We start from the raw sequence: 20,272 nt of genomic DNA on the forward strand, positions 1-20,272 counted from the left end.
CATGAAAATCCGCCTCGAAAATGTGGTGAAGACCTTCGATACGTTCCGCGCCGTGCGCGATGTTTCGCTGGATATCGAAAGCGGTGAGCTTCTCGCATTGCTCGGCCCTTCGGGTTCCGGCAAGACGACGATCCTGCGCATGGTCGCCGGTCTCGAATACAGCGATGGCGGCCGCATCTTTTTCGGCGACGAGGATGCCACCAATATTCCGGTGCGCGATCGCGGCGTCGGTTTCGTATTCCAGCATTATGCGCTGTTCCCGCATATGACGCTCAACGAAAACATCGCCTTCGGCATGAAGGTTTCCAAGGTGAAACGCGACAGGGCGGCCATTGACGCCCGCGTCGGGGAACTTCTGCGGCTGGTGAAGCTGGACGGTCTGGGCGACCGTTTCCCGGCGCAGATCTCCGGCGGGCAGCGGCAGCGCGTGGCGCTGGCGCGTGCGCTTTCGGTCGATCCCAAGGTGCTTCTGCTCGATGAGCCGTTCGGGGCACTGGACGCCAATGTGCGCCGCGACCTGCGCCGCTGGCTGCGCGAAATTCACGATTCACTCGGCATCACCACGATTTTCGTGACGCATGATCAGGAAGAGGCGCTCGATCTAGCCGACCGTGTCGTCATTCTCAATCAGGGCGAGATCGTGCAGCAGGGCACGCCGAAAGACGTGTGCCGTCAGCCGAACAGCGCCTTCGTCATGCGCTTTCTGGGCGACGCCAACCGGGTGTCCGGCGTGGCGCGCGGCGGCAAGGTCTATGTCGGTGAGAACGAATTGCCCTTCTCCTATGCGCAAGGGGATGGCGCCGTCGATATCTATGCCCGCCCCGGCGATCTTGAATGGGAGGATCTGCATGAGGGCATTCCGGCCTCGGTGGCGCGGGTTCTCGATCGCGCGGGGGAACGCCGGGTGATCGCCAGCACCGATGGCGGCGACCTTCTGGAATTCGACGTGCCGCCGGAAAACGATGTCGCGGCAGGAGACCGGGGTTCCGTCATCATTCGCCGGGCAAAGATTTTCCCGGCGGCGTGAGGCGCGGCGGGGCGCTTGCCGGCTTCAGATCAGAAGTTCGAAGGCGCTTTCCGCCACCAGCCTGCCATTGATCATCAGGTCGACCCTGTGAAGGCCGGCATAATGCTTGCGGGTGGTGAAATCGCGCATGGCGCGGCTGATCGACAATGTGCATGTTTCTCCGGGCTGAAGCTCGATCTCCTTCCATTTGAAGACCTTGGCGGAGGCATCGCCGCTCTTTTTCACATAATGTACGGCATAATCGATCACCAGCTTTTGCGCGCTGTTGGCCGTCGAGGTGAAAGCGGCTGAAATCCGCACCGGATTGCCGAGAACCACCTGGTCCGGCGTAACCTGAAATGCCGCAAGCGCAATCTCCGCTTCCTCATGCGCGCCGAGATGGGCAAGCGCGGCGGCATCGCCCTTCTTGATCAGGGTGCGCAAGGCCTGCCGTGTGATCCAGCGCGTATGCGGATTGTCCTTCGGCCAGGTATCGATCAGCGCCAGCACGAAGGCGGGATTGTCCTTGGTGATGTCGTTCAGATGATTGGCAACGGATTTGCGTACATAAAGCGCCTCATCGGCCTTCATGGTATCGAGGATCGCGGTAACCGGCGACGGGTCGTCGATGAGCGGTCTGAGCTGGAACGACCATGGCAGGCGGGGCCGGCAGCCTTCGCTGGCCAGCCGCCGCACATGCTCGTTTTCGTGCCGCGACCATGTTTCCATCACGGCAAGCGTGCGGGCCATATCCTTTTGCAGAAAATGCCTTATGGCGAATTCCGAGGAGCCGAAGCGGGTGAAATAGGACAATGCCCGCATGGAAAGATCGAAATCGTCGAGGCCGTAAAGGGCCACATATTCCGGCAGCGAAATGGAGGCGAAACCGTTGCCGATACCCGGCGCTGCGGCGGTCAGGATTTCGATGTTGCGGGCATAATCGCCCGGCAGCGTGGCATGCAGGCTCGTCGCCACCTGCCGCATGCGCTGCATGATGCCCAGCGCCTCGAGATTTGCCGTGGCGAGCGCCATGAAGGCGGAAACGTCAAAGGGCTGATGAACGGCCCTGGTCTGATCGGCGATATGCCGCAGTTTTTCGCGGTTGAAGATTTCCTTCAGTGCCGGTGCCGCCGTATCGCTCATATCGTCCCCTAAAGTTCACTTTTTGTTCTTTTAAGGCAGGATGAGACCGGGGGCAAGGGAAGACTGAGTAACTCTCAGAGGTGAGAATGGATCGAGCGAGTGCACCTTGCCTCCTTCTCCCCGCCGGGGAGAAGGTCGCGGCAACGGGATGAGGGGCAACGGCAAAGATATACGGAGAGCTCGCCCCTCATCTGCCCTTCGGGCATCTTCTCCCCGGCGGGGAGAAGAAATTTCACGGCCAACTCAGCTCATCTGGCTGACGAATTTTGTCTCCAGATAGGCCTGAACCGCTTCCGAACCGCCTTCCGTGCCATAACCGGAATCCTTGATGCCGCCGAAGGGGACTTCGGGAAGCGCAAGGCCGTTGTGGTTGATGGTCAGCATGCCGGCCTCGACCTGATGGCCGAGCGCATGCGCGGTCTTGACCGAGCCGGTGAAGGCGTAAGATGCGAGACCGAAGGGCAGGCGGTTCGCTTCGGCAACCGCATCCTCGAAGCTCGAGAAGCGATTGATGATCGCGACCGGACCGAACGGCTCGTCATTCATGATCCTGGCGGTGGTCGGCACATTGGCGAGAACCGTCGGCTCGAAGAAATTGCCCTTGTTGCCGATGCGTCGGCCGCCGGTCTTCAATTCGCCGCCATGGGAAACGGCGTCGTTGATAAGACCTTCCAGCGCGGGAATGCGGCGCTCATTGGCGAGCGGTCCCATGATGACGCCGTCTTCCAGACCATTGCCGACCTTGACCGCCTTGGCGGCCTCCACGAAACCTTCAAGGAAGCGGTCCGCCACGCCGTCCTGCACGAGGAAGCGGGTGGGGGCAACGCAGACCTGACCGGCATTGCGGAACTTGGCAAGTGACGTGACCTCGATCGCCTTTTCGATATCGGCGTCGTTGAAGATCATCACCGGCGCATGGCCGCCGAGTTCCATCGTGGCGCGTTTCATGTGCCTGCCGGCAAGCGCCGCCAGATGTTTGCCGACGGGGGTGGAACCGGTGAAGGAAATCTTGCGGATGACCGGATGCGGGATCAGATATTCCGAAATCTCTGACGGCACGCCGTAAACGAGGCCGATAACGCCCGCCGGCACGCCGGCATCCACGAAGGCGCGGATCAGTTCCGCCGGCGATGCCGGGGTTTCCTCCGGCGCCTTGACGATGATCGAGCAGCCGGTGGCGAGCGCCGCGGAAAGCTTGCGGACGATCTGGTTGATCGGGAAGTTCCACGGCGTGAACGCCGCGACCGGACCGACCGGCAGCTTGATGGCCAGCTGCGAAACGCCGGCCGCACGCGCCGGGATGACCTGGCCATAGGTGCGGCGCGCCTCTTCGGCAAACCAGTCGATTGTGTCGGCGGCGCCCATGATTTCTGTGCCCGATTGCGCCAGTGGCTTGCCCTGTTCGCGGGTCATTATATAGGCGATCTTGTCCTTGCGCTCGCGCAGGATATCGGCAGCCCTGCGCATGATCTTCGAACGCTCGAAGGGCGAGGTGTCGCGCCACACCTTGAAACCGCGCTCGGCGGCGGCAAGCGCCAGATCGAGGTCTTCCTTCTCGGCGTGGGCAATCGCGCCGATGATTTCGTCGGTTGCCGGATCGGACACGGCGATCGTCTTGCCGGAAACGGCGTCTCGCCATTCGCCATCAATGAGAAGTTTGATGTCGGGATAGGTGTGCATAGGGGCTACCTTCATGATGCGGCCGATACGGCGGATGCCGTCCGGCCCGGAGACGTGAACAGAATTTTCCTGGCCGGACGATATCCGGCATCGCGGCTTTCGCTGCGCGGAACGGGTGTCTGGATATTTCCGGCGGGGGATTCTGGAGGTGCCGGAAACGGAAACGACAGTCTTTATATTAAGTTGCGGACGGTATGTTTCAACCGTCGGCGCCGGCAAAGGCGATGATTTTTCTGTGACACCAAACTTGTCTTTTGTCATGTTGATTTGGCGGGTAGACGGGGACGGGAGACCCGATTGCCGTTCGGGGCCGTGCGAATCACACGGGTTCCCTTCACGGATGGCGGAGCTTCTGCCACAATTTGGCCTTCGTCGCGCCTGACGGAACAGGGTGAGAAAGGGGCGGGATTTGCCGCCTGCGTCAGAACAGTGCGTCAAGCGTGAAAAAGTACAAATAAGACGGAAAAATTATCCAAAGGGTTTACTCAAAACCTAGAGAAAATACGGATAAAATCTCAGTGAGGATATAACATCCTTTCCTGATATATATTGCGAGCGTCGGTTCCCTTGGCCTTCAAAGGCGGGCGAAGACCCTCGAGCTGAACGTTATCGATGGAGAAAAAGTATGAGTGTCGCCCGGGTACTTCTCAGTGCGTTCTTGTCGCTCGTGTGGCTTTCCTGTGCTGAAGCCGGAACAATTGCCAAACCGCAAGGAAAACCAATACTGACCATATCCGGAAACATCACCAACACCAATGTCGACGGGGCCGCGCAGTTCGACCGCGACATGCTGGAGGCGCTGGGCATGGAGACGGTGGAGACGACGACGCCCTGGCATGACGGCCGCGTCCGCTTTGATGGTGTTTCGCTGGCAAAGTTGATGGATGTTGTCGGCGCGAAGGGCACCAGCATCACGGCGGTCGCGCTCAATGATTATGTCAGCACGATACCGGTTGAGGATTTTAAGAAATTTAACGTTATTCTGGCGATCAAACTGGATGGCAACTACATGACAGTTCGAGAAAAGGGTCCGTTGTTCGTTATCTACCCCTATGACAGTGACCCGGAATTGCAGAAGCAGACCTATTATTCGCGGTCCGCGTGGCAAGTCGCCAAATTGATAGTGGAATAAAGGTGCCGTTTGCGAAAACTTGTGGCGGTGATCATCTGTTGCTTCGTCCTGGCAACGGGCTATATCGCTTTCGTCATTGCCGAGCGGCAGACCGCTCTGCAGAAGTTCGCCCGCTATAACGACTCGTGGGCAGTCAGCCAGACGGTTGCGGAATATCTGCGCCTCCAGAACAAGCTGGCCGTATTCGCGCTCAGCCCCGGCAAGATTGACCGGGACGAATTGCAGTTGCGTCTGGATATCATGCTGAGCCGCCTGGAGCTTCTGAAACAGGGCAATCTGGGCGCATTCATCAATGAAAAGCAGCAGTGGCGGGACATCGTCAACCGGCTCGACGCTATTCTGGCACGCCTCGAACAGCAGATGGATAATCTGCAGCCGGCCGATATTCCGGATCTGCTCTCGTCTATGAGCGCACTCGATGCGCCGATGACGACCCTGGCGTCGTCGTCAGTGGCCTATGACGTCAATCTGATCGATACCGCGCATGAGGATGTGCGCAAGCTGCACATTGTCTACACGGCGCTGGCCGGCGGCCTCATCCTGTGCGGCATCGCGCTTGTCATCTTGCTGCTTCGCCAGAACGACCTGCTGAACCGGGCGCAGAAAAGCATGCGCGGCCTGACCGACGACCTGCGTGCCGCCACGCTGGAGCTGCAGGCCAAGAATGTCCGGCTGGAACATGACGCCTATCACGACGCGCTGACCGGGTTGCCCAACCGGGCCCTGTTCCGGCAGGAACTGATCGAGAGGTTGCGCCGATCCTTCGGCGGCACCGGAACGACGGCGATCCTCCTGCTCGATCTCGATGGTTTCAAGGATGTCAACGATACGCTTGGCCACGATGCCGGCGACGCGCTGCTTCAGGCCGTGGCGCAGCGTCTTTCGGCCATCGGCGGCGATTACGACATGGTCTGCCGTCTGGGTGGCGACGAGTTTGCGGTCGTCTCCGACGATCTGAACGAGGATGCCGCCCGCCGTCTTGCCTCCAAGCTCATCGATCAGATCAGCCGCACCTACCAGCTTGGTGAGCAGGAGGTCAAAATCGGCACCTGCATCGGTATCGCCATATCGCATGGTGCCGTCGATGCGGATGAATTGTTCAAGCGCGCCGATCTGGCGCTCTACGAGGCGAAAGCCATCGGCCCGGGCCGCGCGAGCGTCTTCAAGGTCCGCATGCAGAAGCAGCTGACCGAGAAGAAGTCCTTCGAGGCCGATCTGCAGACCGCGCTGCAGAATGACGAGATGGAAGTCTATTACCAGCCGCAGGTGGCGACGCAGACGCGCAAGCTCTGCGGCTTCGAGGCGCTTTTACGCTGGAAGCACCCGCTGCGGGGCGATGTGCCGCCCAGCGTCTTCATTCCCGTCGCGGAAAGAACCGGACTTATCCATTCGCTCGGAAAATGGGTGATGGAGACGGCCTGCCGCGAGGCGATGGGGTGGGACGAGGACATGAAGGTGGCGGTCAATCTGTCGCCGGTCCAGTTCCACAGCGCCAATCTGATCCAGAACGTCATGGGCGCCCTCGAAAAAAGCGGACTGGAGCCGAGCCGGCTCGAGCTGGAAATCACCGAATCGATCCTGCTCAACAAGAGCGACCAGACGATCAACACGCTGACCCGGCTGAAGGATGTCGGCATCAAGATCGCCATGGACGATTTCGGCACGGGTTATTCCTCGCTCGCCAATTTGCGCGGTGTTCCCTTCGACAAGATCAAGATCGACCGGTCCTTCCTGCGCGATATCACCAGCGATCGCGATGCGCTGGCGATCGTCGAATTTGTGGTCGGTGTGGGGCGTAGTCTGCGGATGACCACGATTGCCGAAGGCATCGAGACGGAGGAGCAATATGAGTGCGTCCGGCGTCTGGGATGCGACCAGGTCCAGGGATATCTGATCAGCAGGCCGTTACCGGCCAAGGAGCTGGTGGCCTGGAGTTCCGTCTGAAAAAATCTGCTTTCGCACCATTGCAGGCGTGTCGAATTTTTAACCGGATATAGCGTTGCTTGCTAAAACCGATACCGGTCGCCGCACTGATGCTGTAGAGCTTTGCCGGTCGGTACGGGATCATTCTGGTGAAACGACCGCGTTTGCGAAAAGGCTCGAGACATGGAAATACTGGACGTGCATGGAGTTGCCCTGCCTCTTTCTTCCGATGAGGTATCGCCCGTCATCTGGCAGGCGCTGACCGACGGCAGCTATGAGGCGAAGGAGGCACGCAGCGTCCTGAAAGCCATCAAGCCCGGGGACCGCGTGCTGGAACTTGGGTCCGGCATCGGCATCATCACCTCCATCATCGCCGGCATAGAGAATGTTTCGGTGTGGGCCTTCGAGGCCAACCCTTCCACTGCGGCGCTGGCGGAGCGGGTGATCAAGGCCAATTGCCGCGGCAATGTCGTGTTCTCGCAGGGGCTTCTCACCGCTGACGAGCCGCGCTCCTATCCTTTTTACGTTCGCAAGGATCTCTGGATGTCGTCCATGGACGAAAATCAGGGGCCCTATGAACGGCGTATCGAAATCTCTTCCGAAAATATCGACCGGTTTATCGCCAGCCACGGCATTACCGCCCTTGTGATGGATATTGAAGGTGCCGAACGCGATCTGCTCGGCAGGGCCGATCTTGCCGGCGTGGAGCGGATATTCGTCGAGCTGCACGACCATCTTTATGGGCTCGCCGGGGTTCGCGACATCATGCAGGCGCTGACGGCCAGGGGATATGCCTATGATCCCCGCGGCTCGCGTGGCCCCTGCGTCCTGTTCTCGAAGGACGACAGCCCCCGGGAATACGATCCCGACGTGGATTGAAAACGCCGCCGGCCGTCGAACAGGTCCCGCTGAATTCACGGAACCGTCCGCCTTTCCTCTCGTTCTCACTCCGGAGTGAGGGCGCGGAGTGGTTCGATGCGCGTGCGGTCATGCGGGTCGAAAAGATAATTTCATAAACAGCAATTCAATGCCAATTATTGTTGCAATTGTTGCAACCGTTATCCCGCGTCATCATCCCTCCATCAAACCGGCGCACAACTGACACCGCACCGGAAGATGCCAACGCAACCGAAGGAGAAACGATCATGGGCTTTGTCAAGACGACAGACGGAACCGAAATCTTCTACAAGGACTGGGGCCCGAAGAATGCCCAGCCGATCATGTTTCATCACGGCTGGCCGCTCAGCTCCGACGACTGGGATGCGCAGATGCTGTTTTTCCTCTCCAGGGGTTTTCGCGTCGTCGCCCATGACCGCCGTGGTCATGGCCGTTCGGCCCAGGTTGCTGACGGTCACGACATGGATCACTATGCGGCCGATGCCTTCGCCGTCGTCGAGGCGCTTGATCTGAAGAATGCCGTCCATATCGGTCACTCCACCGGCGGCGGCGAAGTCGCCCGTTATGTTGCCAAACATGGCGAACCCGCCGGCCGCGTCGCCAAGGCGGTTCTCGTCTCCGCCGTGCCGCCGCTGATGCTCAAGACCGCAGCCAATCCGGAAGGCCTGCCGATGGAAGTGTTTGACGGTTTCCGCTCGTCGCTCGCCGCAAATCGCGCGCAGTTCTTCCGCGATGTGCCGGCCGGTCCGTTCTATGGCTTCAACCGCGACGGTGCGACGGCTCAGGAAGGCGTGATCCAGAACTGGTGGCGGCAGGGCATGATGGGCGGCGCAAAGGCCCATTACGATGGTATCAAGGCCTTCTCGGAAACCGACCAGACCGAGGACCTGAAGGCCATCAGCGTTCCGACACTGGTGCTGCACGGCGAGGACGACCAGATCGTGCCGATTGCCGACTCGGCGCTGAAATCGGTGAAGCTGTTGAAAAATGGCACGCTGAAGACCTATCCCGGCTTCTCGCACGGTATGCTCACCGTCAATGCCGACGTGCTGAACGCCGACCTTCTGGCTTTCATCAAGGGCTGATCTTTCTGCAAAATCAAAATGCGGCCGATGGTTCGGCCGCATTTTGCGTTTCGCATCAGGCCAGACAGGACCGCCAGACATCTCGGTAAGAAACGAGGCCGGGGATGTCGTGCAGCGTGAAATGTCGCTCGCGACCGGCAAGCGGTTTGATGCCGGTGAGCAGGGCAGCACCCGCACTGGTGCCGGTGGAACCTTCGACCGCCGTGACGTCTGTTTCTGCAAAGCCGGCCAGCGCCTTCAGATAAAGCGTGTTGCTGGCGAAGGGGCCTTCGACAAGGATTGGACCTTTTCGGCCGATGAGCGAAAGGCTGAATTCCGTCATCAGGGCGAGATAAAGCGCCGCTGCGGCGTGGCGTTCCGCAGCCGTGGCGTTTTCATCTGATCTCCAGCACGCTGTTTTCTCGGGAAAGGGGCCGGAGCCGCTGACGATGCTGGGCAACAGCATCATGCCTTTGGCAATCACCTTGCCCAGAGCGGTTTCGATCTCATCTTCCTTCGCCGGTTCGAGCTGCTGGGCCAGCATTTCATATTCCCTGCCGCCCATGAAACGGGAGGAAGGAACGGGACGCCCCAGGGCATCGACATTCAAAAGCGTGTCGCGGGCGGGATCCAGCGTGTCCGCCGTGCCGCCAATGGCGAAATTCACCACCCAGGTACCGGTTGAGACAACCGAAAAATCACCGTCCCGACGCAGCAGATGCGGCAAAAGCGAGGCGTTGGAATCGTGGATGCCGCAATAGACGGGCATATGCGGAGACAGACCGGTTTCCCGCGCCAGCGATGGACGGATCGTTCCCAGCACGTCGAAAGCGGAGCGGACCGGCGACATCAAATGCGCGATGCCAAGGCGCTCGACCAGCGAGGAGAAACCCTTCCGGCGCGGGTTCCACAGATCCGTATGACACCCGAGCGAGGTTGTTTCCGTGGCCAAAACGCCGGTCAGCCGCCCCGCCCAATATTGCGGATAGGTGACGATGCTGCGCACTCTGGAGAAATCGTCCGGAAAGGCCTCTTTCTGGAAATGGATTTGCGCGCCAAGGTTCAGTCCGGCGGGAAGCTGCGGCGAGCCGGTCTCGGCAAAACCGGGCCTGATGCGGGAATAGGCGTCCTCAATAGAGGCGGGATAGCCGTATTCATAATCGAGCACCGGCATGGCGAGATCGCCGTCGCCATCGAGCAGTGCCGCGCAAGCGCCGTGGGTGGTGATGGAAATGGCGTCGAAGCCGGGTTCCCGGCCGAACCGCCGAAGCGCGGAGAGAATGAAGCGCCAGAGCATTTCCACATCGTAATGCGGATAGAGGCCATCGCGAAGAACGGGGTTCGTCCGCTTCTCGCCGGCGATCTCCTCGCCGCTTTCGGTGTCGATGACGACGACCTTGGCATTGGTCTTGCCGATATCGATGACCGCGACGCGGCCCGGTTTGACGCTCTCGCTCATGGCAGGTGGAACACCGTCACCAGATCTTTCGCGATGGGCGAATTATCGGGATTGCTCTCCATGATATCGGCCATATGCGCCCACCATTTCTTCATCACGGGGTGGTCGGGCAAAGCGGCCATGCCGTGCTTCTTCGGCCGTGTCAGCACGCCGAAAAGAATGTTGGTTTCCGGGTCGAGATGAATGGAATAATCGCTCACACCCGCGTCGTGCAGCAGCGCCACCAGTTCCGGCCATATCTCGTCATGGCGTTTTTTATATTCCGCCTCTTTCCCGGGAAAGAGTTTCATCTTGAAGGCGTGTTTTTCAAGTTCAGGCATGGCTTAACTTCTCATGGCCCGAAGGCGGCGGACGACGATGGGGATGGCGATGGTGACGATCAAAAGCAGGCCGACGAAAATCGACATGACGATACCGGGCACGTTCAGAAGACCGAGCCCGAAGGTGACAAGGCCCATGACGAAGGCGGCGATGACGACGCCGGCAATGGTACCCGACCCACCGAGAATGGAAACGCCGCCCAACACCACCATGGTCACCACTTCAAGCTCCCAGCCCTGAGCGATCGACGGGCGGGTAGAACCGAGGCGCGATGTTAGGCAGACGGCGGCGATGCCGCTCATCAGGCCGGTGAGCAGGAAGAGGATGAATTTCACCCGCTCGACGGGAATGCCGGAGAAGCGGGCGGCGAATGGATTGGTGCCGATGACATAGACCTGCCGGCCGAAATTGGTGGCATGCAGCAGAATGGCGAAGAGGACGGCCATGACGATGAACAGCACGAATTCGAAGGATATGACGGAGATCACGTAACCCTGGCCGAAATAGGCGAAGTCGGCCGGATATTTGCCATAGGCCTGATCGCCCAGCACCATATAGGAGATGCCGCGAAACAGGCTCATCGTGCCGATGGTGACGACGATGGACGGCAGTTTTAGCCCGGCGACCAGAAAGCCGTTGAAAGCCCCGCATAAAAGCCCGGTGCCGATGCCGATTGCGACGAGGCCGGGTGTGCCGACGCCCATCTGCACCGCCGCACCCATGGCGGTGGAGGCAAGCGCAATGATGGCGGCGACGGATAGATCGATTTCACCGGCAATGATCAGCAGCGCCATGGCAAAGGCGATGATCGCCTTTTCGGTGAAGTTGAAGGTTGCGTCGGAGAGATTCCAGGCATTGAGGAAATAGGGCGAGGCGAGCGAATTGGCGATGAAGATCAGGATCGCAACGCCAAGCAGCAGCACTTCCCAGCTGGCCATGACACGGCGCAGCGGCGTACCGAGCTTGTCGGGGATGATGCGGTGTGTCTGTGTCGGTTGCGAGGTCATGCTGCGGCCTCCTTGGCCTGATCGGCTGCCGCCCGGTCGCGCAGGATGATGCGGCCTTTTCGCGCTTCGGCGCGGGCGTTGAAGACGACAGCGAGCACGATGACCACGCCTGATATCGCCATCTGCGCGAAGGGAGAGATGCCGATGACCGGGAGCGCGTTCTTGATGACGCCGAGGAACAGCGCGCCAAGCACGGCGCCGGCCACCGAGCCGATGCCACCGGCAATCGAGATGCCGCCGATCACATTGGCCGCCACACTGTCCAGTTCGAAACCGGCGGCGATATCGACATAGGCAACGGCATAACGCGAGACCCAGAGATAGCTGGCGAGACCGGCCAGAGCGCCTGACAGCACGAAGGCGAAGAAGCGCGTACGGCCGACATCGACGCCCGCATAAACGGCTGCACTCGGATTACCGCCCGATGCATAGGCCGAACGGCCGAAGGAGGTGCGGCTGAGCACCAGCCAGGCGCCGGCGATGATGAGGATCGCCACCCATGAAAGAACCGGCATGCCGAGGATTACGGTGCGCGGCACGTTGAGGAAGGTCGGCGAAAGCTGGTGCGCATTCACCCAGCCACCGCCCGACAGCACGAAGGCCATGCCGCGATAGATGGTGAGCGTGCCGAGCGTGACGACGATGGGCGGAATGCCGAGCCACCAGACCAGTACGCCGTTGAGCGAGCCGAGAAACGCACCGATGCCGACTGCCATGGCGATGAGAAGCGGCAGAGGAATACCCGGAAAGGCGGCATTGGTCATCGCCACCGCCATGCCGGTAAAGGCGAGATTGGCGGCGACGGAGAGATCAATGGATTTGGTGAGAATGACTGCCATCTGGCCAAGCGCCAGAATGATGAGGATGGACGTGTCGTTGAAGATATTGACGAGATTGCCGGGCCGGCTGAAACCGGGCGCGCGCAGCGCAAAACCGGCGATCATGACGATGATGATGCCCGCCAGCAGCCATTCGCGATTTTTGAGTAGACGTTGCATGTGGTTGCCCCTCTCAGGCATTGCCGGTGGCGGCGCGCACCAGCTTTTCCGGAGAAAAATCGGCGCGTTCGAACTGGCCCGCCATCAGGCCTTCGCGCATGACGATGGCACGGTCGGACATGCCGAGGATTTCGGGAAGTTCGGATGAAATCATGATGATGGAAAGCCCTTCCGCCGCAAGCTCGCTGATGAAGCCATGCACGGCGGCCTTGGAGCCGATATCGATGCCCTTGGTCGGCTCGTCGAGAATGATGACCTTGGGCTGGGTGGCGAGCCACTTGCCGATCACCACCTTCTGCTGGTTGCCGCCCGAAAGCGTGCCAACAGGCACGGAGAGTGCGGCGGCGCGAAGGTCCAGCCGCGAGGCATATTTGCGCGCCAGCGCGAATTCATTGGCGGCGGCGAGAAACCCTTTGCGCGATGTGCGCGTGAGAGAGGGCAGCGACATGTTCTGATAGATCGGCATTTCGAGCGCGAGCCCGTGGCGGCCGCGCTCTTCCGGCACGTAAACGATGCCGGCACGGATCGCGTCTTCCGGCGAACGAATGGTGAGCCGTTGGCCGTTCAGTGTTACCTCACCAGAGGCCGGCCGGGTGATGCCGAACAGCGACTGGCAAAGTTCGGAACGCCCGGCGCCGATCAGCCCGTAAAGGCCAAGAATCTCGCCTTTGCGCAGCTCGAGCGAAATATCGCGGAATTCCGTCTGGTGCGAGTAATCGCGAACCGACAACACCGTTGGCCCCAGCGTGACGGCTTGCTTGGGGAAGGCGTTCGTCACGTCGCGACCGACCATCAGGCGCACGATTTCGTCCTGTGGCGTGGTGGTGAGTGTGCCGGCTCCGACCATTTTCCCGTCGCGGAACACGGCGTAATTCTCCGCGATTTCATAGACTTCATCGAACTTGTGGCTGATAAAGAGGATCGCCTTTCCCTGCCGCTTGAGGTTTTCGACGATGCGAAAGAGATCATCGATCTCCTTACGGGAAAGCGCAGCCGTCGGTTCGTCCATGATCACGATGCGCGCCTCGACCGACAACGCACGGGCGATGGCCACCAGATGGCGCTGGGCGATCGAGAGATCTTTCAACCGGATGGTAGGATCGATGGTGCTTTCGAGCTGTTCCAGCAGAACCCTGGCTCGCTCATTGATGGTCTTCCAGTCGATCAGGCCGAAACGGCCTTTTGGCGCATGGCCGAGGAAGATGTTTTCGCCGACCGAAAGTTCGTCGAACAGCACGGTTTCCTGATGAATGGCGGTGACGCCGGCATCGATGGCATCTTGTGCACCGTGAAAGGTCACGGCCTTGCCATCGAGAAGGATTTCGCCTTCGTTCGGGCGGTAGATGCCGGTGAGGATTTTGACGAGCGTGGATTTGCCCGCGCCATTCTCGCCGATCAGCGCGGTGACCTTGCCGGGATAAAGCGCGATATCGACGCCATCCAGCGCTTTTACGCCGGGGAATATCTGGCTGATACCGCGCATTTCCAGAATGGGCGTGGCGCTCGAAGCCTCTGTCATGTTTAAAGTTTGGGTTTCAGCACGCATCATTCCGTCTTACCGGTCAGTTTTGAGTGAAGTGATCGGGGCTACCCCCCTCTGCCCTGCCGGGCATCTCCCCCTCAAGGGGGGAGATCGGCAGGAGGCGCCACCACCACTTCATTCGCAAATGTCGAGATGGGCGAGACTTATCCGTGAATCGATCTCCCCCCTTGAGGGGGAGATGCCCGGCAGGGCAGAGGGGGGTGGCCTCCGCACCGCCGGATATTATCAAGATCAGAAAATCTTCGAGAACTGATCGATATTCTTCGCGTCATAAATGAACGGATCAGCCATCGCCGCTTCGCTGTTTTCGCCAACCTTGATCTTGCCCATGCGGCCGGCTTCGATTTCCGAGCCCGGCTTGCCGTCGGCTTCGCCCTTTACAAGGCGATAGGCGATCTGGGTGGCGGAGTAACCGAGGTCGATCGGGTTCCAGATGGCGAATTCCTTGGTGGCGCCGGATTTGATGGCGCCGGCCATTTCCGACGGCAGGCCAAGGCCGGTCACGAAGACCTGACCGATCTTGCCGGCATCCTTCACGGCCTGCGAGGCTGCGAGAACGCCAACGGTCGTCGGTGCTACGATGACCTTCACATTCGGCTGCGAGGAGAGCAGACCCTGCGCTTCGCGGTAGCTCTTGTCGGCAAGGTCGTCACCGTAAACGGTCGTGACGAGGTTGAGGCCGGGGAAATCCTTCAGCTGTTTCTTCATCTCATCGATCCAGATATTCTGGTTCGTGGAGGTGGTGGTGGCCGAAAGAATGGCGAAGTCGCCCTTGCCGCCTTCCAGATGCGATGCGGCGAGCTGCAGGCACATCTTGCCGATCAGCGCGTTGGAAGAGGGATTAAGCTGGAGAATGCGGCCCTCGGGCGCCACGCCGGAATCCCAGGAAATGACCTTGATGCCGCGCTGTGCCGCCTTTTTCAGCGCCGGAACAACGGCGTCGGGGTCGTTGGCGGAAATGGCGATGGCATCGACACCCTGCGCGATCAGCGAATTGATGACTTCGATCTGGCCTTCCGCCGTGGTGCTGGTCGGACCGGTATAGATGATCTCGACGCCGCCGAGATCCTTTGCCGCTTCCTGCGCGCCCTTGTTGGCGGCTTCGAAAAAGCCGTTGCCGAGTGACTTGACCACCAGCGCGATCTTGACGTCTGCCGCTTGGGCAACGCTGCCAAGCCCCGCGACGGAGAGTGCCGCGCTGAGTGCCAGAACGCTGGTCAATGTTCTGCGTGTAAGTTTCATGTCCCTTTTCCTCCCGTTTTGAACCTTGTTTTTCCCTCCAGCGCTCCTCAAGCGACTGAAGAAGAATTCTCCTCATCCGGCGGACCGGCGGTTTTTCCCGCTGCCACCGCACCGGCGATCAGCAATTCGACGCCGGCATCTTCCACCATCCTTGCGGCCTCGTCTGAAATCCCGTCATCGGTGATGATGGTCGTGACATTTTCGAGCGGGCATAAAATCAGGCTGGATCGTTTTCTGAATTTCGAGGAATCGACCATCACGATCAGTTCTTCCGCCTGCCGCATCAGCTTCTGTTCGCTCTGGATGACCAGCGCGTCGGACTCCATGATGCCAAGCGCGCCCACACCCTGCGCGCCGAGAAAAATCCGTCGCGCATAAAAATTGCGGATCGCGTCGTTCTCGAAAGGCGACAGGATAAGGCTCTGGTCGCGATAGATCGCGCCGCCCGGCACGCTGACACTGCATTTGGAATGCTTGACCAGATGCTCGGCAATCGCGAAGGAATTGGTCATCACCTGCAGGCGGCGTGCCGCCATGTAATGCACCATCTGGAATGTCGTCGTGCCGCCATTCAGGATGATTGCGTCGCCATCATTGCAGAGATCGACCGCCTTGCGCGCAATTGCGCGTTTCTTGTCGATATTGACCGATTCGGAAACACGGAAAGGGCGTGCGGCAAGATTGCCGAGCTGCGGCGGATGCACCGCTTCCGCCCCGCCGCGCACGCGCCGCAACTTGCCCTGAACGTGCAAAGACGCGATATCCCGGCGGATCGTCGCTTCCGACGCATCCGTGAGTTCAGCAATATCCTGCACCGTCACGACAGCTTTTTCCTGCGTGGCGCTCAAGATGATGCGATGGCGTTCGCGTTCGTGCATGGGGTCCTCCTGACCGTGATTATTCGCAATCTCTTTACGTTGTCAATCAAGAACGATCAAATTAATCAATATCGCGCTGCGACATGAAAATTTATGATCGTTTTTGATTGACATTGTGCTTTTGGATGCGCGATACCTGCCATCAAAGGAGGCGGGCCGATATCGGCTCCGCGAATGCAGACAGATATTGGGAGGAAGACATGACGGGAACATCCCGCCTTCTCGAAAGCCGTTGGGACGACGCTTACGCCAGGACGCTCGATGAGCCCGGCAAGCTGCTTTATCGCTCCAATCTGCTGGGTGCCGACAAGCGCATCACCAATTACGGCGGCGGCAACACCTCCGCAAAGGTGTTGGAAACCGATCCGCTGACGGGCGAGAAGGTCCGCGTCATGTGGGTCAAAGGCTCCGGCGGTGATGTCGGCACCATCAAGCTCGATGGTTTTGCGACGCTTTATCTCGACAAGCTGGAAGCGCTGAAGGGTATTTACAAGGGCGTTGCGGATGAAGACCGCATGGTCGGCTTCCTGCCGCATTGCACCTTTAACCTCAACCCGCGCGCCGCCTCCATCGATACGCCGCTGCATGGTTTCGTGCCTTACGATCATGTCGATCACATGCATCCGGATGCGATCATCGCAATTGCCGCTTCGAAGAATTCGAAGGAACTGACGCAGCAGATCTTTGGCGATGACATCGGATGGCTGCCCTGGCGTCGTCCCGGTTTCCAGCTCGGTCTTGATCTCGAAGCTTTCGTCAAGGCCAATCCCAAGGCCAAGGGCGTGGTGCTGGAAAGCCACGGCCTGTTCACATGGGATAACGACGCCAAGGCCTGTTACGAACTGACGCTCGCCATCATCAACAAGGCGATCGAATGGTTTGCGAGAAAGACCGAAGGCAAGGTGATCTTCGGCGGTGCCGTGGCCAAGAGCCTGCCAGCTGACAAACGCCGCGCCATCGCCGCCCGGCTGATGCCGGAAATCCGTGGCCGCATTGGCCGCGAGGAACGCAAGCTCGGCCATTTCGACGATCAGGACGCGGTTCTCGAATTCGTCAACTCGAAAGACCTGAAGCCGCTCGGTGCGCTTGGCACATCGTGCCCGGATCACTTCCTGCGCACGAAAATCCGTCCGCTCATCCTCGATCTCGATACGGTAAACCCGGATGTGGATGCGCTGACGGCGGTTCTGGACAAGGCGCTTGAGGCATACCGCGCCGACTACACCCGCTATTATGAGGCGTGCCGCCACGATAATTCACCTAAGATGCGCGACCCTAACCCGGTGATCTTCCTGATCCCCGGCGTCGGCATGTTGTCCTTCGCCAAGGACAAGGCTACCGCCCGCATTGCCGGTGAATTTTATGTCAACGCCATCAACGTCATGCGCGGCGCGTCCACCGTGTCGGAATATCAGGGGCTTCCCGAGCAGGAGGCCTTCGATATCGAATATTGGCTGCTGGAAGAAGCAAAGCTGCAGCGTATGCCGAAGCCGAAAAGCCTTGCCGGCCGCGTGGCCTTCGTCACCGGCGGCGCCGGCGGCATTGGCCGGGCAACGGCGGAACGGCTGGCGGGCGAGGGTGCCTGCGTGGTTCTGGCCGATATTGACGAGGCGGCGCTGGAAGCCGCCAAGGGCGATTTTGTCAAGCGATACAGCGCTGATGCGGTGCGTACCGTCAAGCTTGACGTGACGCAGGAAGAGGCGGTCATTTCGTCCTTCGCGGAAGCGAGCGTGGAATTCGGCGGCGTGGATATTCTCGTTTCCAATGCCGGCATTGCCTCTTCCGCACCCGTGGAAGACACCACGCTTGCCATGTGGAACAAGAATATCGACATTCTCGCCACGGGTTATTTCCTCGTCTCGCGAGAAGCATTCCGGCTGCTGCGGCGTCAGAATCTCGGCGGCAACGTCGTTTTCGTCGCTTCCAAGAATGGCCTTGCCTCTTCACCCAATGCGTCGGCCTATTGCACGGCGAAGGCTGCGGAAATCCATCTCGCCCGTTGCCTTGCGCTCGAGGGCGCGGAAGCGGGCATTCGCGTCAACACCGTCAATCCCGATGCCGTGTTGCGTGGTTCGAAAATCTGGAATGGTGAGTGGCGCGAGCAGCGCGCTGCGTCGTCCAAGATCGAGGTGACCGATCTGGAGGAACATTACCGCAAGCGCTCGATGCTGAAGCTGAACGTGTTTCCGGAAGATATCGCCGAGGCGATCTACTTCCTGGCGTCCGACGCTTCCGCCAAGTCCACCGGCAACATCATCAATGTTGATGCCGGCAATGCGCAGAGTTTTACGCGGTAGGGTGTCGGTGGATACCGACATATAAAAAGATACGATGCTTTGAGAAGTGGCAAAAGTCCCACCTCCGTCATTCCGGCCTTGTGCCGGAATCCAGCAGCCGCGCGTCTGCGCGGCGAGAGAGTCTTCTCAGCCCAAAGACTTGGGCTGGCTGGATTCCGGCTCAAGGCCGGAATGACGGGGTGGTGGTGTCGCGGGTCGAAGCACCTGTTGTGTTCATCGCCCGGGAGGAAAAGATGGCTGAGACGAAAATCGCCGCCGATGTGATCGCGGCTGAAAACGAAAAGCGCGCCGGCGCACAGAAAGACGACTATCAGGCGCTGGGCAACCAGCTTGCGCGCCGTAACATCGATATCGATGCCGTTACGGCCAGGGTGGCGGAATTTTTCGTCGCCGTGCCCTCCTGGGGCGTCGGCACCGGCGGCACCCGCTTTGCCCGTTTTCCCGGCACGGGCGAGCCGCGCGGCATTTTCGACAAGCTGGATGATTGCGCCGTCATCAACCAGCTGACGCGGGCTACACCAAACGTCTCCCTGCATATTCCGTGGGACAAGGAAGACCCGAAGCGGCTGAGGGCCCATGCCGATGCGCTGGGTCTCGGCTTCGACGCCATGAATTCCAACACGTTTTCGGATGCGCCCGGCCAAAGCCATTCCTACAAATACGGTTCGCTCAGCCACACGGACGCCGCCACTCGCCGGCAGGCCGTCGAGCACAACATAGAGTGCATTGAGATCGGCAATGCCATCGGCTCCAAGGCGCTGACGGTGTGGGTGGGTGACGGCTCCAACTTCCCCGGCCAGAGCAATTTCACCAGAAGTTTCGAGCGTTATCTTGCCGGCATGGCCGATATCTACAAGGCGCTGCCGGATGACTGGCGCATTTTCTCCGAACACAAGATGTACGAGCCTGCCTTCTATTCCACCGTCGTGCAGGACTGGGGTACCAATTACCTCATCGCCAATACGCTCGGCGAAAAGGCCTTCTGCCTCGTCGACCTCGGCCACCATGCGCCGAACACCAATATCGAAATGATCGTCGCCCGGCTCATCCAGTTCGGCAAGCTCGGCGGTTTCCACTTCAACGACAGCAAATATGGCGATGACGATCTGGATGCCGGTTCAATAGAACCTTACCGCCTGTTCCTCGTCTTCAACGAGCTGGTGGATGCGGAATATCGCGGCGTGAAAGGTTTCCATCCGGCCCACATGATCGATCAGTCGCATAATGTGACGGACCCGATTGAAAGCCTGATCTCCAGCGCCAATGAAATCCGCCGTGCTTATGCGCAGGCATTGCTGGTGGATCGTGTGGCTCTCGACGGCTATCAGCAGGAAAATGATGCCCTGCTGGCTTCTGATACGCTGAAACGGGCTTATCGCACTGATGTAGAGCCCATCCTCGCGCAGGCCCGGCAATTGGCCGGCGGCGCTATCGATCCTATCGCGACCTATCGGGCGAGCGGTTATCGCAAGCGGGTGGCGGCGGAACGGCCGGCTTCGGTTGGTGGGAGCGGTGGTATTGTGTAGGGACGTTGTTTTTTGGGGGACCTCCCCAACACCCGTCACCCCGGACTTGATCCGGGGTCCAGTGCGATCAAGTCATTGATCGAAAAAGACTCTTTTCACGGCGCAGACGCGCCGTGGCTGGATACCGGATCAAGTCCGGCATGACGGAAATATGGT

General features: G+C 59.7%; 16 protein-coding genes. 7 read left to right on the plus strand and 9 right to left on the minus strand.

The window, feature by feature from the left end:
- Position 1: 1 nt before the first annotated feature.
- On the plus strand, positions 2–1,027 hold the full coding sequence (locus N434_RS11235; RefSeq protein ID WP_065118064.1) for a sulfate/molybdate ABC transporter ATP-binding protein: 1,026 nt from the start codon (positions 2–4) through the stop codon (positions 1,025–1,027).
- Between the two features lie 24 nt (positions 1,028–1,051).
- On the opposite strand, the gene N434_RS11240 is transcribed toward N434_RS11235, so the two are convergent.
- Together N434_RS11240 and N434_RS11245 are read right to left on the minus strand one after the other, a co-directional pair.
- Entirely contained in the window at positions 1,052–2,149 is a 1,098-nt protein-coding gene (locus N434_RS11240) for a DNA alkylation repair protein (RefSeq protein WP_110757782.1), read from the minus strand.
- 243 nt (positions 2,150–2,392) lie between these two features.
- The gene (locus N434_RS11245; protein ID WP_110757783.1) at positions 2,393–3,829 is read right to left on the minus strand and encodes an NAD-dependent succinate-semialdehyde dehydrogenase; all 1,437 of its coding nucleotides are present in this window, start codon (positions 3,827–3,829) and stop codon (positions 2,393–2,395) included.
- 625 nt (positions 3,830–4,454) lie between these two features.
- On the opposite strand from N434_RS11245, the gene N434_RS11255 reads away from it, so the two are divergent.
- The 4 genes from N434_RS11255 to N434_RS11270 all read left to right on the plus strand — a co-directional run bounded on the left by N434_RS11255 (position 4,455) and on the right by N434_RS11270 (position 8,866).
- Positions 4,455–4,961: a putative pterin-binding protein gene (locus N434_RS11255; protein WP_065118067.1), complete on the plus strand. Its 507-nt coding sequence runs from the start codon at positions 4,455–4,457 to the stop codon at positions 4,959–4,961.
- 9 nt (positions 4,962–4,970) lie between these two features.
- Positions 4,971–6,905, plus strand: coding sequence for a putative bifunctional diguanylate cyclase/phosphodiesterase (locus N434_RS11260; RefSeq protein ID WP_065118068.1), 1,935 nt, complete (start codon positions 4,971–4,973; stop codon positions 6,903–6,905).
- 162 nt (positions 6,906–7,067) lie between these two features.
- Positions 7,068–7,763, plus strand: coding sequence for an FkbM family methyltransferase (locus N434_RS11265; RefSeq protein ID WP_065118069.1), 696 nt, complete (start codon positions 7,068–7,070; stop codon positions 7,761–7,763).
- A 266-nt stretch (positions 7,764–8,029) separates the two neighbouring features.
- Positions 8,030–8,866 (plus strand): alpha/beta fold hydrolase, encoded by an 837-nt coding sequence (locus N434_RS11270; RefSeq protein ID WP_110757785.1) that lies wholly within the window; start codon positions 8,030–8,032, stop codon positions 8,864–8,866.
- Positions 8,867–8,921: 55 nt separating this feature from the next.
- Here N434_RS11270 and N434_RS11275 read toward each other — a convergent pair whose 3' ends face one another.
- From N434_RS11275 to N434_RS11310, 7 genes are all read right to left on the minus strand, one after another.
- Positions 8,922–10,304, minus strand: a complete 1,383-nt coding sequence (locus N434_RS11275) for an FGGY-family carbohydrate kinase (protein ID WP_110757787.1) — start codon at positions 10,302–10,304, stop codon at positions 8,922–8,924.
- On the minus strand, positions 10,301–10,624 hold the full coding sequence (gene rhaM, locus N434_RS11280) for an L-rhamnose mutarotase (RefSeq protein WP_110757789.1): 324 nt from the start codon (positions 10,622–10,624) through the stop codon (positions 10,301–10,303). Before rhaM ends, N434_RS11275 begins: the two co-directional genes overlap by 4 nt.
- Positions 10,625–10,627: 3 nt before the next feature.
- Positions 10,628–11,632: an ABC transporter permease gene (locus N434_RS11285; protein ID WP_110757790.1), complete on the minus strand. Its 1,005-nt coding sequence runs from the start codon at positions 11,630–11,632 to the stop codon at positions 10,628–10,630.
- Positions 11,629–12,630 (minus strand): ABC transporter permease, encoded by a 1,002-nt coding sequence (locus tag N434_RS11290; protein ID WP_065118131.1) that lies wholly within the window; start codon positions 12,628–12,630, stop codon positions 11,629–11,631. Before N434_RS11290 ends, N434_RS11285 begins: the two co-directional genes overlap by 4 nt.
- 13 nt (positions 12,631–12,643) lie before the next feature.
- Complete coding sequence (locus N434_RS11295) at positions 12,644–14,179, minus strand: sugar ABC transporter ATP-binding protein (RefSeq protein WP_181423949.1); 1,536 nt, start codon at positions 14,177–14,179, stop codon at positions 12,644–12,646.
- A gap of 225 nt (positions 14,180–14,404) precedes the next feature.
- Entirely contained in the window at positions 14,405–15,415 is a 1,011-nt protein-coding gene (gene rhaS / locus N434_RS11305) for a rhamnose ABC transporter substrate-binding protein (protein WP_065118075.1), read from the minus strand.
- Between the two features lie 47 nt (positions 15,416–15,462).
- On the minus strand, positions 15,463–16,293 hold the full coding sequence (locus N434_RS11310; RefSeq protein ID WP_065118076.1) for a DeoR/GlpR family DNA-binding transcription regulator: 831 nt from the start codon (positions 16,291–16,293) through the stop codon (positions 15,463–15,465).
- 200 nt (positions 16,294–16,493) lie between these two features.
- Between N434_RS11310 and N434_RS11315 the strand changes: the two genes are divergently transcribed.
- Together N434_RS11315 and rhaI are read left to right on the plus strand one after the other, a co-directional pair.
- Positions 16,494–18,590, plus strand: coding sequence for a bifunctional rhamnulose-1-phosphate aldolase/short-chain dehydrogenase (locus N434_RS11315; protein ID WP_110758001.1), 2,097 nt, complete (start codon positions 16,494–16,496; stop codon positions 18,588–18,590).
- A 233-nt stretch (positions 18,591–18,823) separates the two neighbouring features.
- On the plus strand, positions 18,824–20,116 hold the full coding sequence (gene rhaI, locus N434_RS11320) for an L-rhamnose catabolism isomerase (protein WP_110758003.1): 1,293 nt from the start codon (positions 18,824–18,826) through the stop codon (positions 20,114–20,116).
- Positions 20,117–20,272: the final 156 nt, after the last annotated feature.

The sequence above is a fragment of the Rhizobium sp. UGM030330-04 genome (assembly GCF_003208455.1).
GTDB classification, from domain to species: Bacteria; Pseudomonadota; Alphaproteobacteria; order Rhizobiales; family Rhizobiaceae; genus Agrobacterium; species Agrobacterium rhizogenes_A.